Annotated in this window: 15 protein-coding genes; 7 read left to right on the forward strand and 8 right to left on the reverse strand. The window is 64.4% G+C overall.

Features of this window, described 5'->3' with window-relative positions; genetic code table 11:
* Positions 1-9 precede the first annotated feature (9 nt).
* Positions 10-1,818 carry an AMP-dependent synthetase/ligase gene (locus tag ACQCSV_RS08490; RefSeq protein WP_354154382.1) on the reverse strand — a complete coding sequence of 603 codons (1,809 nt, stop codon included), beginning with the start codon at positions 1,816-1,818 and terminating at the stop codon, positions 10-12.
* A 179-nt stretch (positions 1,819-1,997) separates the two neighbouring features.
* On the opposite strand from ACQCSV_RS08490, the gene ACQCSV_RS08495 reads away from it, so the two are divergent.
* Positions 1,998-3,086 carry an ROK family glucokinase gene (locus ACQCSV_RS08495; protein ID WP_354154381.1) on the forward strand — a complete coding sequence of 363 codons (1,089 nt, stop codon included), beginning with the start codon at positions 1,998-2,000 and terminating at the stop codon, positions 3,084-3,086.
* Positions 3,087-3,096: 10 nt separating this feature from the next.
* Here ACQCSV_RS08495 and ACQCSV_RS08500 read toward each other — a convergent pair whose 3' ends face one another.
* The 3 genes from ACQCSV_RS08500 to ACQCSV_RS08510 are packed head-to-tail and all read right to left on the reverse strand — an operon-like array spanning position 3,097 to position 5,355.
* Positions 3,097-3,750, reverse strand: a complete 654-nt coding sequence (locus ACQCSV_RS08500) for a hypothetical protein (RefSeq protein WP_354154380.1) — start codon at positions 3,748-3,750, stop codon at positions 3,097-3,099.
* Complete coding sequence (locus ACQCSV_RS08505; protein WP_354154379.1) at positions 3,743-4,537, reverse strand: alpha/beta fold hydrolase; 795 nt, start codon at positions 4,535-4,537, stop codon at positions 3,743-3,745. The genes ACQCSV_RS08500 and ACQCSV_RS08505 overlap by 8 nt, the downstream gene beginning before the upstream one ends.
* Positions 4,534-5,355, reverse strand: coding sequence for an alpha/beta hydrolase (locus ACQCSV_RS08510; RefSeq protein WP_426939466.1), 822 nt, complete (start codon positions 5,353-5,355; stop codon positions 4,534-4,536). Before ACQCSV_RS08510 ends, ACQCSV_RS08505 begins: the two co-directional genes overlap by 4 nt.
* Before the next feature lie 112 nt (positions 5,356-5,467).
* Between ACQCSV_RS08510 and ACQCSV_RS08515 the strand changes: the two genes are divergently transcribed.
* Together ACQCSV_RS08515 and ACQCSV_RS08520 are read left to right on the forward strand one after the other, a co-directional pair.
* The gene (locus tag ACQCSV_RS08515; RefSeq protein ID WP_354154377.1) at positions 5,468-6,247 is read left to right on the forward strand and encodes a lysophospholipid acyltransferase family protein; all 780 of its coding nucleotides are present in this window, start codon (positions 5,468-5,470) and stop codon (positions 6,245-6,247) included.
* A 71-nt stretch (positions 6,248-6,318) separates the two neighbouring features.
* A complete protein-coding gene (locus ACQCSV_RS08520) occupies positions 6,319-7,710 on the forward strand; it encodes a class II 3-deoxy-7-phosphoheptulonate synthase (RefSeq protein ID WP_426939467.1) in 1,392 nt (463 codons plus the stop codon).
* Between the two features lie 52 nt (positions 7,711-7,762).
* Here ACQCSV_RS08520 and pknB read toward each other — a convergent pair whose 3' ends face one another.
* Together pknB and ACQCSV_RS08530 are read right to left on the reverse strand one after the other, a co-directional pair.
* Positions 7,763-9,835: a Stk1 family PASTA domain-containing Ser/Thr kinase gene (gene pknB / locus ACQCSV_RS08525; protein WP_426939468.1), complete on the reverse strand. Its 2,073-nt coding sequence runs from the start codon at positions 9,833-9,835 to the stop codon at positions 7,763-7,765.
* A 113-nt stretch (positions 9,836-9,948) separates the two neighbouring features.
* Positions 9,949-11,343 (reverse strand): LysM peptidoglycan-binding domain-containing protein, encoded by a 1,395-nt coding sequence (locus ACQCSV_RS08530; RefSeq protein ID WP_354154375.1) that lies wholly within the window; start codon positions 11,341-11,343, stop codon positions 9,949-9,951.
* A gap of 240 nt (positions 11,344-11,583) precedes the next feature.
* Here ACQCSV_RS08530 and ACQCSV_RS08535 point away from each other — a divergent pair, with 240 nt between their 5' ends.
* Positions 11,584-11,937, forward strand: coding sequence for an Rv2175c family DNA-binding protein (locus tag ACQCSV_RS08535; RefSeq protein WP_185263214.1), 354 nt, complete (start codon positions 11,584-11,586; stop codon positions 11,935-11,937).
* 60 nt (positions 11,938-11,997) lie between these two features.
* Here the strand turns inward: ACQCSV_RS08535 and ACQCSV_RS08540 are convergent, their stop codons facing one another.
* Positions 11,998-13,092: a polyprenyl synthetase family protein gene (locus tag ACQCSV_RS08540; protein ID WP_354154374.1), complete on the reverse strand. Its 1,095-nt coding sequence runs from the start codon at positions 13,090-13,092 to the stop codon at positions 11,998-12,000.
* On the reverse strand, positions 13,089-13,607 hold the full coding sequence (locus ACQCSV_RS08545; protein ID WP_426939546.1) for a hypothetical protein: 519 nt from the start codon (positions 13,605-13,607) through the stop codon (positions 13,089-13,091). Before ACQCSV_RS08545 ends, ACQCSV_RS08540 begins: the two co-directional genes overlap by 4 nt.
* A 149-nt stretch (positions 13,608-13,756) precedes the next feature.
* Here ACQCSV_RS08545 and dinB point away from each other — a divergent pair, with 149 nt between their 5' ends.
* The 3 genes from dinB (at position 13,757) to mraZ (ending at position 16,464) form a co-directional block, all read left to right on the forward strand.
* Entirely contained in the window at positions 13,757-14,914 is a 1,158-nt protein-coding gene (dinB, locus tag ACQCSV_RS08550; RefSeq protein ID WP_426939547.1) for a DNA polymerase IV, read from the forward strand.
* A gap of 264 nt (positions 14,915-15,178) precedes the next feature.
* Positions 15,179-15,553 (forward strand): DUF3040 domain-containing protein, encoded by a 375-nt coding sequence (locus tag ACQCSV_RS08555; protein WP_354154371.1) that lies wholly within the window; start codon positions 15,179-15,181, stop codon positions 15,551-15,553.
* Positions 15,554-16,035: 482 nt separating this feature from the next.
* Positions 16,036-16,464 (forward strand): division/cell wall cluster transcriptional repressor MraZ, encoded by a 429-nt coding sequence (gene mraZ / locus ACQCSV_RS08560; protein ID WP_354154370.1) that lies wholly within the window; start codon positions 16,036-16,038, stop codon positions 16,462-16,464.
* Positions 16,465-16,515: the final 51 nt, after the last annotated feature.

Genomic DNA, 16,515 nt, shown 5'->3' on the forward strand with positions numbered 1-16,515 from the left:
CAGTGCCGCTTAGACGCGCGGTGCGCCGTACATTTCCTCGATGACCGACTCGAAGTCCTTCATCACCTGCGCCCGCTTCACCTTCATGGACGGTGTCAGATGGCCTGACGCTTCCGTGAAGTCCGAAGCGACGATCCGGAATGACTTGATGGCCTCCGCCTGCGACACCGAGGCGTTGGCCTGCGTGATGAGGTCCTGCACGGCGGCCTTGACCACCGGGCTCTCGACCGCCAAGTCAGGCGTGGTGGTGGCGGGCAGCCCGTGCCGCTGGAGCCAGCCCGGCAGAGCTTCCGGGTCCAGAGTCACCAGGGCGCCGATGAACGGCCGGTTGTCGCCCACCACCAGGACCTGGGAGACCAGCGCATCCGCCCGGATCTGATCCTCCAGCAGGGCCGGAACCACGTTCTTGCCGCCTGCCGTGACTATGATTTCCTTCTTACGGCCGGTGATCCACAGGAAGCCGTTCTCGTCGAGCCTTCCGATGTCGCCGGTGCGGAACCAGTCATCGGCAAACGTATCGGCCATGAGGTCTTCGCGCTGGTAGTAGCCGCGCATCACGCAGACACCCTTGGCCAGGATCTCGCCGTCTTCGGCGATCTTGACTGAGTTGCCCGGCAGCGGCTTGCCGACGGAACCGATCTTGATCAGGGCGGGGGTGTTGACCGAAATGGGGGCGGTGGTCTCGGTAAGGCCATACCCTTCAAGGATCTGCAGGCCGATGCCCTGGAAGAAGTGACCCAGCCGTTCCCCGAGCGGGCCGCCGCCGGAGACGGCATGGGCCACGTTGCCGCCCATGGCCGCGCGCAGCTTGCCGTAGACGAGTTTGTCGAACACCGTGTGCTTGAGTTTCAGCCCCAGGCCAACGTGCCCGGCCTGGCGGGCTTTGGAGAACGCGATGGCGGTCTCCGTGGCTTTGTGGAAGATGGCACCCTTGCCGCCGTCCTCTGCCCTTGTCAGGGCCGAGTTGTAGACCTTCTCGAAGACGCGCGGCACGGCCAGGATGAACGTGGGCTGATAGCTCTGCAGGTCGGCCAGCAGGTTCTTGATGTCCGGGGTGTGCGCCACCGTGGCGCCGGCGGCCACTGCCAGGACCGAAATGAACCGTGCAAAGACATGGGCCAACGGCAGGAACATGATGGTTTTGGCCTGCTCGTTCACCACGTCGCCAAGCAGCGCCAGGGCGTTGTCGGACAGTTCAACGAAGTTGCCGTGGGTCAGCTCGCAGCCCTTCGGCGGGCCGGTGGTGCCCGAGGTGTAGATGAGGGTGGCCACGTCGCTGAGCTGTGCCGTTGAGCGGCGGGCCTCCAGGTCGGCGTCGCTGACGTCCTGGCCCGCCTCACGGACGGCGTCCAGTCCGCTGCCTTCGAGCTGCCAGACGTGCTGCAGGGCGGTGAGGCCTTCGGACGTGGCCGCCTGCCGGATGATGTCCTCATGGTGGGCGGCCTCGCCGAATGCGGCAACCGCCCCGGAGTCACCGAGGTTCCAGGCAACCTGCGAAGGCGATGAGGTCTCATAGATGGGCACCGAGACGGCGCCGGCGAACCAAATGGCGAAGTCGAGGAGCGCCCACTCGTAGCGTGTGCGGGACATGATGCCCACCCGGTCGCCGGCTCCCACGCCACTGGCCATCAGGCCCTTTGCAAGGGCTTGGACGTCCGCCAGGAAATCCGTAGCCGAAACGTCCCGCCAGGCGCCTGCGGAGTCCAGCCGCGAGAAGAGTGCGGGGTTGCTGGGCTTGGCTGCCTGCCGAAGCACAAGATCGGTGATGTTGGTTTCCGGTGGGACAACAACCAGGGGCGGAACACTGAATTCGCGCACTATAGCTCCTTTGATATCCATAGACCCGCACAGGGTATGCCTAAAGACTAATACGCCCTGTAACTTGGCCGTGCAGAAACAAACCTACTGGCCAGTAACATAGGAGTCAAAGAGGAGTGCGAAGGCCACAGGCCCGGCCTCCGGTGCGGCCCGCCCGGGGCGCCCTAGAATGAAGCACTATGTACGCAATGCCCCCCGGCGAGCCCACCGATCAGCTCCGACGTCCAGCCCCCTGGCGGCGGCGGCCGCTGGGATTGAGGGCCCGGCCCAGGCAGGTGGAAACGTTCCGCGAGCACCTGCGTCTCGGGCGCAAGGGACTGGCGATCGGCATCGATATCGGCGGCACCAAGGTCGCCGCCGGCGTGGTGGACGCCGACGGAAGGATTCTGAGCGAGGCCCGGCGGTCCACCCCAGGCAGCGACCCGCGCGCTGTGGAGCAGGTCATCGTCGAGCTCGTGGACGAATTGGGAGCAGGCCACAGGGTCTGGTCGGTGGGCATCGGTGCGGCCGGTTGGATGGATCTGGAGGGCGGAACAGTGCTTTTCAGTCCGCACCTCGCCTGGCGCAACGAGCCGTTGCGTGCCAACCTTGAGCGCCTCCTGCGACGCCCTGTGCTGCTGACGAACGACGCCGACGCCGCGGCCTGGGCGGAATGGCGCTTTGGTGCAGGGCAGGGGGAGGACCGGCTGGTGTGCATCACCCTCGGTACCGGTATCGGCGGCGCCATGGTGATGGACGGGCGGGTGGAGCGCGGCCGGTTTGGTGTAGCGGGCGAATTCGGCCACCAGATCATCATGCCCGGCGGGCAGCGTTGCGAGTGCGGGAACCGGGGCTGCTGGGAGCAGTACGCTTCGGGCAACGCCCTCGGCCGGGAAGCGAGGATCCTGGCGCGTGCCAACTCGCCGGTTGCCCAGGAACTGCTGGCCACCGTCGGCGGTGACGCGGAGCAGATCACCGGGTCGATTGTCACCGAACTGGCACTCGCCGGTGACGCGGCCTGCCGCGAACTCCTTGATGAAGTGGGCGAATGGCTGGGCCTGGGACTGGCGAACCTGGCAGCATCGTTGGATCCCGGACTGTTTGTGATCGGCGGGGGACTCTGCTCGGCGGGCGACCTGCTGGTGGAGCCCGCCCGTAAAGCCTTCGCCCGGAACCTCACCGGCCGAGGCTTCCGTCCGGCGGCCGGCATCGAGCTGGCAGCGCTCGGGCCAAACGCAGGGCTCATCGGAGCGGCCGATCTGTCCCGAGTCAGCAGCCGCATGCGGTGACGGACGCTTCTTAGACGCGCGCGCCGTCGTCGTTCTCGTCTTTTTCCTGGGGCAGCTTCATGATCAGGTAAACAACGGCGAGGATGAACACCGCCACCATGCCCACAATCGCCAGCAGTGGAGCGGACCGCCAGAACATGGCGGACAGGAGCAAGGCAAGGGGCGCACCAATGGCGCCGAGCCAGGCCAGCATGGTCAGGGGATCCGTCCCGGCAAGGCTTGGCGGTTCTTCCGGCACGAAGTCCCCCGCGTCGTCCTCCACGGCATAGTCACGCTGGCCGAAGCCCTCGCTGGCACCCTGGCCGTAACCAGCGGTACCTTCGCCGGCCTTCGCACCGTCACCGGCGCCGGACGTTGCCGCCTGCCGTTCGGCTGCGGACAGTTCGGTAGGGGCTGTGCCCGCCAGGCCCAGGGGATCAAAGTCGCGGAACGTCGCGGACCTGCCAGACCCGGCCGCGGCTTCCGGGCCTGCTAAATCAGGAGTTTTGGTGTCATTACAAGTGGCGTCAGGGCCCGGGGCAATCGGGCCGGGGGTGGTGGCACTCGCAGGGACTGTGCCGGAAGGGGCTCCGGGCTTTTCTTCGAGCCGGGCCACCAGGTCCAGCCACACTGCATCGTCCTGGTTTGCGCTTTGGTCCTGTGAGCCGGAGTCGGGCCTATTCATGGGCGGTACCCTCCTGGACCTGGGCTGCTGCCGTGCCGGCAACCACCGCCCGGACGAAGTCGGCGGATCCTCGGAAAATCTCCTCAGCGTCGTTATCAAGCGTTGCCACGTGGTAGCTGTTCTCCAGCGTGGTCAGTGTCAGTGGTGCGTTTGCCAGGCCGCGGCGCAGCGCTGCCACACTCGTGTCCGATACGACGTGGTCCACGGTGGAGCGGAAGACCCGGACGGGCGCGGTGACGCGAGGGAGCAACCGGATGGTGTCCTTGAACATCTTGTTCAGCTCATGGGCCGCAGCTACGGGCGTCCGGGGGTAGGCGCCCTCGTCCATCCCGGGTTTCAGGATGTCGTTGGCGATGGCCGGAGTACTCTTCAGGACCAGTTTCAGGATGCCGGCCAAGGGCGCTCGGGGATCATCGATAACGAGGCCGGGGTTCACCAAGATCACCCCGGCCACGGGCCGGCTGGCCGCGATTCTCAGGGCCAGGGCGCCGCCCATGCTCAGCCCGGCGACAAAGACGTGGTCGCAGTGCGAGTCAAGCTCCAGGTAGGCGTCGTCCAGTGCGCCGTGCCACTGCGGCCACCGCGTGCGCGCCAGGGCCTGCCAGCTGGTGCCGTGCCCGGGCAGCAGCGGCATGCGTACGGCGAACCCGGCGTCGGCGAACGACTGCGCCCACGCGCGCAGCCCGTGCGGACTGCCCGTAAATCCGTGGGAGAGGACCACCCCGATGCGGGCTCCGTCGCCGTTGAAGGTGCTGCTGAAAGGGCTGTGGTCCGGTGCGCCGGTCATGAGGTCTCCGAGGTGGTGTGAGGTGTGGCCGCGGTTCGGGCTGGCGGGGCAGCGGCGGGTGCATGGGCAAGGAAGAAGGAGCTGGAACGGGCAAATATCTCTGGCGCATCAACATCCAGCGTGGCCACATGTCCGCTGTTGTGCAGGTCCACTACTTCCACCAGCCGTGGGCCCAGAACTTGCCGCAGCGTCAGGAGCGAGGTGGCCGGCACGACGACGTCCGACTGGGACTTGAAGACCTGCACCGGGGCGCTGACCTGGTGCAGCCCCCGCGTGGCTGCGCCGAAAAGCTTCTTGAGCTCATGGACGGCTGCCAACGGCGTCCGCGAATAATCGCCGTTATTGGTGACTCCCGCCGTCGGCTGTTCCTCCTGGATGGGCAAGGTAGTGCGCTGGAAATACTTGAGCACTCCGATGACACGCACGCGGCGGTCATAAAAGCTAAGGCCAGGATTCACCAGAGAGACGCCAGCCGCAGGATGCCTGGCGGCCGTCAGCAACGCAATGGCGCCGCCCATCGAGAGGCCGGCCACAAAACACTGCTCCGTCCGGGCGCTCAGTTCCAGGTACGCCGATTCGAAAGTCCCGTACCAGTCGCGCCAATTTGAGCGCGCAAGCTGACGCCAATCTGTCCCATGGCCGGGAAGAAGCGGTACCGACACCGCGAATCCCTGGGCGGCGAGGTGCTCTGCCCAGGGCAGGACGCTCAGGGGGCTGCCGGTGAAGCCGTGGCAGATGGCAATCCCGGTGGTGGCATTGGGTCCGTGGCCGGGGTAGCTGAAAGCGGCAGGCCGGGGCGCGATGCTGCTTTCTGTCATGACACCATCGTGTCATTGTTCGGGACAAATCTCACTAGCGTAGGGTTGCATTGAAGTGCCCGCCCGGCCCGACGAAGGGGCTGGCCGGCCGGCTTCCGGAGAGGTTCATCACGTGTTCTATTGGGTCATGAAGAGGATCTTCCTGGGGCCGGTGCTACGGCTTCTTTTCCGTCCCTGGGTCAAAGGCCTGGACAATGTTCCGGCGCACGGGGCGGCCATTATCGCCTCGAACCATCTGTCTTTCTCCGATTCCATCTTCATGCCGCTGATGGTTCGAAGGCCGGTGGTTTTCCTGGCCAAGTCCGAGTACTTCACCGGCACGGGCCTCAAGGGCAGGCTGACGGCCCTCTTCTTCAGGCTCACCAACCAGTTGCCCATGGACAGGTCCGGCGGCGCGGCATCGGCCGTATCGCTCAACGCCGGCATGGATGTCCTGACAAGCGGGGGACTGCTGGCCATCTACCCTGAAGGCACCCGCAGCCCCGACGCACGCCTCTACCGGGGCAAAGTGGGCGTCGCCAAGCTGGCGCTGGAAGCTGGTGTGCCAGTGATCCCCGTGGCAATGATCGGCACGGACAAGGTTCAGCCCATCGGCAAGCGGATGCCGAATATCCGGCGGATCGGCATGATTTTCGGTGCCCCGCTGGATTTCAGCCAACACTCCGACCAGGCGGAGGACCGGCTGGTCCAGCGCAAGGTCACCGACGAGATCATGTTCGAGCTGATGCGCCTCTCCGGCCAGGAGTACGTGGACGAGTACGCTGCCGTGGTTAAGCTCCGCCTTGCGGGAGCAGCGGCGGGCGAGGCTGGCGATCCCTCCGCGAAACGGGCTGAATCTGACGGCGGTGCTGAGGGCACTGAGACCGAGGGCAAGGACCCGGCAGCCGGCTGACTGTGACGCCGCACCCGGGACGCGTGACGGACAGGTGTCCTGAAGCCAGCCGCGCACATTAGTCTTAGATAGTGACTGAGCTATCTGCAAAACCTGTCTTTTCGCTGTCCAGCACCGCCCAGAGCGGAGCAGCCAACTATCCCGGACTGGATGTGTGGCGTGACCTTCCCGTTTCCCAGCAGCCCAGCTGGCAGGACAAGGACGTTTTCGACGCATCGGTCGGGGAACTTTCCGTGCTGCCGCCGCTGGTTTTCGCCGGCGAAGTGGACGTTCTCCGTGAACGGCTGGCAGCAGCCGCGGAGGGCAAAGCCTTCCTGCTGCAAGGTGGCGACTGTGCTGAGACCTTTGAAGCGGCAACGGCGGATAAGATCAGCGCCCGCGTTAAGACCATCCTGCAGATGGCAGTGGTGCTTACTTACGGCGCAGCGATGCCGGTCATCAAGATGGGCCGGATGGCCGGCCAGTTCGCCAAGCCCCGCTCGTCCAACGATGAGACCCGCGACGGCGTGACCCTGCCGGCGTACCGAGGCGACATCGTCAACGGCTACGAGTTCACTCCCGAGTCCCGTGGCCATGACGCCGCCCGGATGCTCAAGGCCTACCATACGTCCGCCTCCACGCTGAACCTCATCAGGGCCTTCACGCAGGGCGGCTTCGCGGATCTGCGCTCCGTGCACCAGTGGAACAAGGGTTTTACCGAAAACCCGGCGCACGCCCGTTACGAATCCCTCGCCCGAGACATCGACCGCGCCATCAAGTTCATGGCCTCCTGCGGCGCTGATTTCGAAGCACTCAAGCGGGTGGAATTCTTCGCCAGCCACGAGGCCCTGCTGCTGGACTACGAACGTGCACTGACCCGCATCGATTCGCGGACCGGTTTTCCGTATGACACCTCGGCGCATTTCCTGTGGATCGGGGAGCGTACGCGCGAACTTGACCACGCGCACGTTGACTTCCTCTCACGCGTTCGAAATCCCATTGGCGTGAAGCTGGGCCCGTCGACAACCGGCGACGACGCCCTCCGCCTCATCGACAAGCTGGACCCCGAGCGGGAGCCGGGCAGGCTGACGTTCATCACGCGCATGGGAGCGGGCAATATACGCGAGAAGCTTCCTGCCATTGTGGAGAAGGTCACAGCCTCCGGCGCCAAGGTTCTCTGGGTCACCGATCCGATGCACGGCAACACGGTTACGTCGCCGAACGGCTACAAGACCCGCAACTTCGACGACGTCATTGACGAAGTACGCGGCTTCTTCGAAGTGCACCAGGCCCTGGGCACGGTTCCCGGTGGCCTCCATGTGGAGATGACCGGTGACGACGTCGCGGAATGCCTGGGCGGAGCCGATCCGGTGGACCAGGAATCGTTCCTCGACAAGTACGAGTCGGTCTGCGATCCGCGACTGAACCACATGCAGTCCCTTGAAATGGCGTTCCTGGTGGCCGGAGCACTGGCTAAGCACTGACCGCCCGATGCGGAGTCAGGCTTCCACGGTGGTGTGGCCGGCAGACCGCCGGCTACACCACGGTGAGGGTAACGACGGAGCCTTCAGGCACCTTCTTCTTCACCGGGTCTTGATCACGAACCGTGCCGAAGAAGCCGCCGAGGATATTGTTTACCCGTACCTCGAAGCCCAACGCACGCAGCGCTTCTTCGGCTTCTTTGGCTTGTTTGCCGATGAAGCTGGGGACTTCAACCAGCTTTGGTCCGTCGGAAATGGTCAGCGTCACTGCGCCGCCCTTGGTCAGGGTGCCGGTCGCGGGCGACTGCTCGGCAACTGAGCCCTTGGGCACCTTGGGATCGTTGACTTCGCCCTTCGCGACATCGGCCTTGAGGCCGGCAGCTTCGATGGTGTCGACGGCGGCGTTCTTCGCCAGTCCCACGACTGACGGGACCGGGATCGGCTGCGGCCCCTTGGAGACCAGAAGATTGACGGGGGTGCCGTGGCGCGCGGGAGTCGCGGCGGCCGGCTCCTGGGAGAGCACGACGCCGGCGGCAACGGCGTCGTCAAATTGTTCAGTGACGGTGCCGAGCGCCATGTCGGCCTGGTTCAGTGCATTTTTCGCTTCGTCAAGCGTTCCGCCGGTCAGCTTCGGGAGTTCATAGAGTTGCGGGCCCTTGGAAACAAACAAGGACACCGGCTGGTACTTCCGGGTCTCCGCGCCGGCAGTCGGGTCGGAGCCCACCACAAGGCCGGAAGGAACGTCGTCGTCAAAGACATCGTTGGTCCGTGACTGGAACCCCGCCTCGCTCAGCAATTGCTGCGCCTGTGCCACCGACTTGTTGGCGAGCGCCGGAATGGTGCCCGGGGACCCTGGACCCATGCCGAAGAACCAGCCGGCTCCGGTGGCAAGCAACGCGATGATGACCAGGACCACCACCCAGAGGACGCCGCGGCGCCGCGGGTTGCCCTCCCGGAGGCTCCGGACCGGGGTGGCCGCAGCCCGCGCCCTTGCCTTCTCTTCCTCCCTGTCGAGCCTGCGCCGGGCGCGTTTGCTGATGGGGATCGCTGCCGGGACGGCGTCTTGAGCATCTGGCCTGTAGTGCGCTTCCGGCCGGTACTGTTCGCCTGGCCGGAAGTCGGCGTCGGGCGGATACAGGGCATGCGGAGCGTGCGGTGGGTGCTGTGGCTGGGGCCGGGAGAAGGACGACATTACGGCGGTGGGGTTGTTGGTGCGGGCGATGATCTCGGTCTGGTTCTGCTGGCTTTCTTGGGTCGCGGCAGGCGGCCTGAGGTCCAGTTCGGCATCCGTGAGGTTGGTCCGGATGTGGCGGAGTTCCTGCAGCAGGGCGTTGCCGTCGACGGGGCGGTTCTCTGGATCGTTTGCGGTGCACCACTGGACGAGTTCATCCACCTCGGCGGCGAGGCCGGGCACCAAGGCCGAGGGAGGACCGACCGTTTCATTCACGTGCTTGTACGCAACCTGGATGGGGACCTCGCCGTCGTACGGCTGCTGGCCGGTCAGCATCTCATAGAGCATGATGCCCACCGAGTAGATATCACTCCGGGTGTCAGCCTGTTTTCCGAGCACAAGCTCGGGGGAGAGGTAACCCACGGTACCGATGAGTGTCCCGGTGCTCGTGGACGTCGTTACCGCACGGGCCAGTCCAAAGTCGCCGATCTTAATCCGGCCGTCGTCGGCAATCAGGACGTTCTCCGGTTTCACATCCCGGTGGATCAGCCCCGCCGCGTGGGCCGCGCCGAGGCCCTGCACTACCGGATCAATCAGGGCAAGGGCCAGCCGGGGAGGAAGCGCACCTTTGGATCTGATGACGTCCCGGAGGGTGTGGCCCTTGATGTGTTCCATGACCAGATAAGCGGTCTGGCCGTCGTTGCCCTGGTCCAGCACTCCCACAACGTGGGCGTGGGACAGCTTCGCGGCGGCTTTAGCCTCGCGGCCCAGCCGGTCCAGGAACGTCTCGTCGGTGGCGAGGTGGGGATGGAGGACCTTCAGGGCAACATCGCGTTCCAGCCGAAGGTCCGTTGCCAGATACACGGTCGACATGCCGCCGCGCGCGAGTTTAGAGCGGACGGCGTAGCGGTTGTCCACCAGCGTTCCAACGAGACGGTCTGACACTTGTTCCTGCACCCTACGATACTAATCCTGCATGGAAAAGGGTCCGAACCGACGTGCGGTCCGGACCCTTATCGTTATCCCCGGGCTGGCTTCAGCAAGCACGCGGGGCACTTTTATGCGGGGATTTAGCCGAAGTCCTTTTGGTGCGCCTTGATCGCAGCTACGTAGGCCTTGGTGTCGTCGTACATACCGTATTTGCTGACCGAGTACTGGCCCTGGTAGTACCCCGCTATCGCTGTGTCCTCGTCCTTGCTGGTGGAAATAAGCCGCTTGATGATCGCCACGCCGGCCGTTGCGTTGTCGTAGGGATCCAGCAGGTTGAGCTTCCGCCCTACGAGGTCTGACGCCCACTGCCCGGAGGACGGGATGACCTGCATGGTGCCGATCGCGTTGGCCGGTGACACCGCCCGCTGGTCAAAGCCGGACTCCTGCTGTGCGAAGGCCAGAGCCAGGGTGGGGTCCACCCCCAACTGGCGGGCTGTATCGGCCACAATTGTGCGCATCTCAGCCCGGGACGGTACGGGAGCGGCGTTCAGCAAGGCCTTGTTTTCGTTGGCGGAGCTCACAACGGCCGCGGGGTAGGTGAAGCCCAGGAAGGAGCTCGCTATCAGTGGAGCGGCGGGCGCCGCGGGGGCGGCCGGGGTGGAGGAAGCGGGCTGGATGGAGGCGCCCGGAATGACCAGCTTGTTGCCGGGGTAGATGACAGTAGTCATGCTCAGCTTGTTGGCCGCCAGGATGTCCGCGAGCTTGACGCCGTGCCGGGAGGCGATCGCTGACAGGGTGTCGCCGGCCTTGATCGTGTATGAACCGCCGGGAGCCGGTGCGGGAGCCGGCGCTACGGGAGCCGGCGCTGCGGGAGCGGAAGTAGGCTGGACGGCTGCAGCCGGTGCTGCAGCAGCACCCGCGCCCACGTTGATCTTCTGGCCAGGGTAGATGATGGAGCGCATGTTCAGTCCGTTCCAGCTGAAAACATCGGACAGACTGACGTTGTGCTGGGCCGCGATGGCGCCGAGCGTGTCGCCGGACTTTACCGTGTAGCTGCCTCCGGCATTGGCCGGAGCGGCCGCGGTGGGGGCCGCCGGCGCCGGAGCAGGCGCAGCGGGGGAACCCGAGCCGGACAGCTTGATCTTCTGGCCGGGGTAAATGATGGTGTTCGTCTGGAGGTTGTTGAGCTTGAGGACTTCGTACGTGTCCAGTCCGAATTTGCCGGCAATTCCGCTGATGGTGTCGCCGCGGGCGATGGTGTATTCCGCGGGCGCCGCAGGCTGCATGGGCTGGAAGGCAGCCGGAATGGTAGTGGAGACAGAAGCCGCCGGGATCAGGCCGACTTTCGTTTCAGCCGCTTGGGCCTTCATCGCGGCGGCAAGGGTTGCCGGGATTGCGCGGGCAGGTGCCTCTGCCGCAGCAGGCTGGGCGAGGGCCAACGACGACAAGACAACCGCAGGGAGTGCCGCCGTGGTGACAGCAATCATGGGCAGGCTCTGCCTCGGGGGTTGTTTTGGCGAACGGGACGTCGTCATGGAAAGAATCCTCTTCTTCAACTGCCGTGGGCGGGAGATGCAATGTGACTATTGATACTAATGTTACTTAAGTTATTGCTGTTACAAATGTGATCTATGTGAATCTCTCATGAAATGTCCCGTAGCACAAGAATTCCGACCCCGGCGGCATAAAGAGTTTTGTGGAGTGTTGGATAATTCGTGGCAATGGCAGCCAATGCCGACTAGGCGGCAGGGGTCCGGCCGTGGCAACCTTGATCCGTGAGTAACGTAGAAAGCCTTGTGGGCGAGTGGCTGCCCCTGCCGGATGTCGCGCAGATGTTGGACGTTTCGATTACGAGAGTCCATGGCCTTATTGATGAACGCGCCCTGGCGGCCCTGCGGGTCGGGGAACGGCGAATACGGTCAGTTCCAGCCGCGTTTATCCTGGACGGCCAGGTTGTTGACAGCCTCAAGGGGACCATTGTGGTCCTGGCGGACGCCGGCTACTCCGACGAGGACCTGATCGTCTGGCTGTTTACCCCCGACGAGTCGCTCCGGGGCCGGCCAATTGATGCCTTGCGGGAAGGCCGCAAGACGGAAATCAGGCGCCGGGCCCAAACTCTGGCCTGGTAAACAACATAAGGAGCCCGGTCAACGCCGGGCCTGCAGCTGCTGCAAAGACCAGTACGAATGTCAGGACGCGCGGCTGACCGTGGCTTCCGCCAGCTTCCGCAAGGCGGTCTTGGGCAGTTCGTCCAGCGGCAGCTGTTCCAGCGCGTTATAGGCCGCCGCGCCGAATTCGTTGATCAGCACTTCCGTCGCCTGAAGCGCACCCGACTCTTCGATGATCCGCCGGATCTCGGACACGTCAGCGTCGCCCAGGTCCGGGCTGCCCAGCTTGGCGTCGATAAATTCCGATTCTGCCGTTGACGCCTGGCCCAGCGCGAGGGCAATGAGCACTGTCCGCTTACCTTCGCGAAGATCGTCGCCTGCCGGCTTGCCCGTAGTGACAGGGTCCCCGAAGACCCCCAGGACGTCGTCGCGCAGTTGGAACGCCTCGCCCAGCGGCAGCGCGAAGGCCGAGTAGCCCCGGAGCAGGTCGTCCGGAGCGCCCGCCAAGGCGCCGCCAAGCGCCAGCGGGTGCTCAGTGGAGTATTTGGCGGACTTGAACCTGATGATGGACTGTGCCCTCGTCACCGCTCCGGCCCGGTCCCGGACGGGACCTGCCACTTCCTCCAGGATGTCAAGATACTGACCCGCCATAACCTCGGCACGCATGAGGTTGAAGATCAGACGCGCCCTACTGCCTGCAGCCGCCTGTTCGCCGATGTCCGTGAAGGCCTCCTCGCTGAAGGAGAGGCATAGATCCCCGGTGAGGATCGCGGCTGCCTGCCCAAACCGCTCGCTGTCCAGGGCCCAGCCTTGCGCGTGGTGCAGCTGGCTGAAGCGGCGATGCACGCTGGGCCCGCCACGCCGCGTGTCCGAGCGGTCAATGATGTCGTCATGGATCAGGGCAGCTGCCTGGAAAAGTTCCAAGGCCGATCCCGCCGTCACGATTTCCTCGGCCGCCGGATCGCCGCCCGCGCCGCGCCACCCCCAGTAACACATCAGGGCGCGGAGCCTCTTGCCGCCCGTCACCAGGTTGGAAATGGAACCCATGATGGGATCGATATCGGGTGAAATGGCAGCCATGAGCGATTGCCGCGTGGTGAGGAAGTCTGTGAGCTCACCGGCAACAGCGGCGACGAATGCAGTCTGCTCAATCCTTAACTGCTCCGAAACGCTCACTTGGCGGACTCAGCAGCCACGTTCGCGCCGATGGTGAAAGTAGAAAGGCCGGCCGCTTCGACGGCGGCGATGTTGACCGTCTCGGAATCGTTCCGGACGAAGTCTTTGGAAGCGACAGCGCCCACAGCGTCGCCGGGGACGGCTTTGAATCCCTGTGCTTCGAGGTGCTTTGTGTAGAACTCCACGACGGTGGCGGTCGGGGCGTTGATGCTGGCCACGAGGGCCGCCGTGGCGGGCGTTGATGTCTTATCAAAGCTGCTCGAAATCACCGTGGCGCCGGGCATCAGTGGGAGCAGGGTTTCCGGGAATCCCGCGACGATTGTCCCCACGGTGGCGGAAGTTCCCGGCGACGCCGTCGGGCTCGCGGACGCGGTTACGCTGGCGCTGCCAGTCGCTGGCGAGGATGTAACTGAGGAGGATGATGCCGCTCCGGGCTCCGCGGGGCTGCAGGCAGCGAGAGCCAGAAGGGCGCCCGCGGCCAGTGCCGCTAATCCTATTGGCTTAAGACTTTTCATGACGGTCACGGGGACTGTCCTCCTGGTGTTGATGCCGGATTCAGCCTCCAGTTTAGTCAGTACCAGCCGATACAATTGCCGGTGTGGGACCTGAGCGGAACAACCAGTACACCGAAGCGGGTCTTCGTGAGCTCCGGCGCAACTGCATCATGCACGTGGATATGGACGCATTCTTCGTCGCAGTGGAGCTTCGCACCCGGCCGGAACTCCGCGGCAAACCCGTGATCGTTGGCTTCCCTGCGGACCGCTCGGTAGTACTCTCGGCGTCGTATGAAGCCCGGGCCTTCGGAGTGAAGTCCGCCATGCCCATGGTGGTCGCAGCAAGGATGTGCCCCAAAGCCGTCATCATTGAACCGCGCCACAAGCTGTACTACGACGTTTCCGCCCGGCTGATGGAAATCTTCGCGTCCATCACCGATCTGGTGGAGCCGCTGAGCGTCGACGAAGCTTTCCTGGACGTCGGTGGCGCCATCCGGCGGTTGGGGCCCCCGCGCGAAATAGGTGAACTGATCCGGCGCCGGGTGGCTTCCGAACTGGGCATTACAGCCTCCGTGGGCATCGCAGCCAGTAAGTTCGTAGCCAAGATTGCTTCCACGCGTTGCAAGCCTGACGGGTTGTTGCAGATCGGACCCGACGAGACAGTGCCCTACCTCCACAGCCTGCCCGTCGGGGCGCTGTGGGGCATCGGCGCCAAGACCGCGGACGTCCTGGCCCGGATGGGCATCAGGACGGTGGCGGACGTGGCTGCCACTCCGGTGTCCGCACTGAAGAAAATGCTCGGGGCCACCGGTGAACACGTCTACCGCCTGTCGTGGGGGATCGATCCGCGGCCCGTAACCCCCGTGCGGCCTGAGAAGAGCATCGGCGCTGAAGAGACCTTCGCCGTGGATACCGGCGACAACGCCCTGATCGCACGGGAGCTGCTGCGGCTTTCCCACAGGACGGCAGGACGGCTGCGGAGTTCGGGGATGGTGGCGCGGACGGTGGCGTTGAAACTCCGGTATGCCGATTTTTCCACCATCACCAGGAGCCGCACTGTCCACGCACCTGTAGACAGCGCCCAACTGATTTATGCCGTGGCAATTCAACTCCTGGAATCGTTGGGGAGTCGGCCCATGACCGTGCGCCTTGTTGGCATCCGGGCCGAGCAGTTGGAAGACGCCGCCCACACGTCCCTCCAGCTGAGCTTTGACCGCCGGGATGATAACTGGCGGGCAGCAGAACAGGCACTGGACGAGGTCAGCCGGAAGTTCGGAAACAAATCGATTCTCCCCGCCAGCCTGCTGGATTCCGGAAACGGGTCTTAGCCGGACGCCGGCACGTTGCGTGTTTGGTTCAGGGAGGTGATGGCCGTCTTTCAGAACGGCCCCCGACAAACTATCCTTATATATACATAGTTCTCAGTTATTGCCGGACTTCCTGGACATGCTGCAGTTCCGAAGCCCCGCATGCCGGTGTTCGCTTTCCGCCATCGTCGGCGGGGCGGGAACCTCCCGGCCATGCCGGTCGTTATCGAAGCAGTAGTACGGGATGGGACCAGCCCGTACGTTGGCCTACTTAAGGAGGTCGTGATGCCGCTCTCGGAGCACGAACAGAAGCTGCTGGAGCAGCTGGAGAAGCAGCTGCACGAAGACGATCCGAAATTCGCCAATTCCATGGGTTCGGATCCCGGGCGAACGTGGTCCACCCGCCACATCGTGATTGGTGTGCTCTGCACTCTTGCGGGCATCGCCCTGCTCCTGGTCGGCGTCACAGTCCAGAACATCTTTGTCGGTGTCCTGGGCTTCGTAGTTATGGGCGGCGGTGTGTACTTCGCCACAATGCGCAGCGCTGCCGGCGGCAAGCAGCGCTCCGCACCTGGTACAGGTAAGTCCGGAAAACCAAGAAGTTCATTTATGTCCAGCCTGGAAGAGCGCTGGGACGAGCGCCGCCGCGACGAATCCTAAGGCAGCGCCTGTAAGCCGGGTGCCGTGGCCGTAGGTTCCGGCCTGCCCTCCATTTCGCTCCCCGCGGTCAGGATGACCGCAGCAGAAGACCCGCCACGGCGGGTCTTCTGCGTTTAACCGCAGCAGGTAGTAGCCGGTGCCCTTCTGCGTTTAACCGCAGCAGGTAGTAGCCGGTGCCCTTTTGCGCGCTCAAATCGACCCCTGCTGCGGGCCTTGGATGGGCGGCCGGATGCGCCGGCTGGGCCCGTTTTGAGCCTGACGGTGCAGGGCGCCGCCGTCGGGCACTTATGATTCCAGCCGAAACGGCGACGGACCCTCCACTTCCATCTCCCACGCCATTTGGGGGACAGTGGCCTGAAAGGGGGAATATTGGCCCAATTCGCGTTGACTGTGGTGGAAAGTGGAGTAATGTGGAGGACATAAGAGGGTAGTTGCAACACAGGGGATATTGCAGTTCCTGACGGCAGACAGGCGGTGGGCCAGTGTTTCTGGGCACACACTCGCCACGTCTGGACGAAAAGGGCCGAATTATCCTCCCCGCGAAGTTCCGTGAGGAGCTTGCCAGTGGACTTGTTCTCACCAGGGGGCAGGAACGTTGCATTTACGTCTTCAGTGAGCAGGAATTTGCACGTGTCCACGAGCAAATGCGGGAGGCGCCCATTTCCTCCAAGCAGGCCCGGGACTACATACGCGTCTTTCTCTCTGGAGCCTCTGACGAGGTACCTGACAAGCAGGGGCGCATAACCATTCCGGCCACGCTCCGGGAGTACGCAGGCCTCGGCAGGGAACTGGCCGTCATCGGTGCAGGAACCCGGGCCGAGATCTGGGATGCCCAGGCCTGGAACGAGTACCTCGCGGAGAAGGAAACCGCCTTCTCCGAAACCGACGACGCCATTCCGGGAATCCTGTGATCCCCTGAACGGCCCGGCGGAACCGCTTCTTGAACGAGATCTCCAGCCGCC

It is taken from the genome of Pseudarthrobacter sp. S3 (genome assembly GCF_050156905.1).
Lineage (GTDB): Bacteria > Actinomycetota > Actinomycetes > Actinomycetales > Micrococcaceae > Arthrobacter.

What these genes read in the sequence shown, in the direction of transcription:
- ACQCSV_RS08545 (WP_426939546.1), bottom strand. Translation starts at nt 13,607, where the DNA reads ATGAAAAGTCTTAAGCCAATAGGATTAGCGGCACTGGCCGCGGGCGCC.
- ACQCSV_RS08505 (WP_354154379.1), bottom strand. Translation starts at nt 4,537, where the DNA reads ATGACCGGCGCACCGGACCACAGCCCTTTCAGCAGCACCTTCAACGGC.
- ACQCSV_RS08510 (WP_426939466.1), bottom strand. Translation starts at nt 5,355, where the DNA reads ATGACAGAAAGCAGCATCGCGCCCCGGCCTGCCGCTTTCAGCTACCCC.
- ACQCSV_RS08495 (WP_354154381.1), top strand. Translation starts at nt 1,998, where the DNA reads ATGTACGCAATGCCCCCCGGCGAGCCCACCGATCAGCTCCGACGTCCA.
- ACQCSV_RS08555 (WP_354154371.1), top strand. Translation starts at nt 15,179, where the DNA reads ATGCCGCTCTCGGAGCACGAACAGAAGCTGCTGGAGCAGCTGGAGAAG.
- ACQCSV_RS08530 (WP_354154375.1), bottom strand. Translation starts at nt 11,343, where the DNA reads ATGACGACGTCCCGTTCGCCAAAACAACCCCCGAGGCAGAGCCTGCCC.
- ACQCSV_RS08500 (WP_354154380.1), bottom strand. Translation starts at nt 3,750, where the DNA reads ATGAATAGGCCCGACTCCGGCTCACAGGACCAAAGCGCAAACCAGGAC.
- dinB (WP_426939547.1), top strand. Translation starts at nt 13,757, where the DNA reads ATGCACGTGGATATGGACGCATTCTTCGTCGCAGTGGAGCTTCGCACC.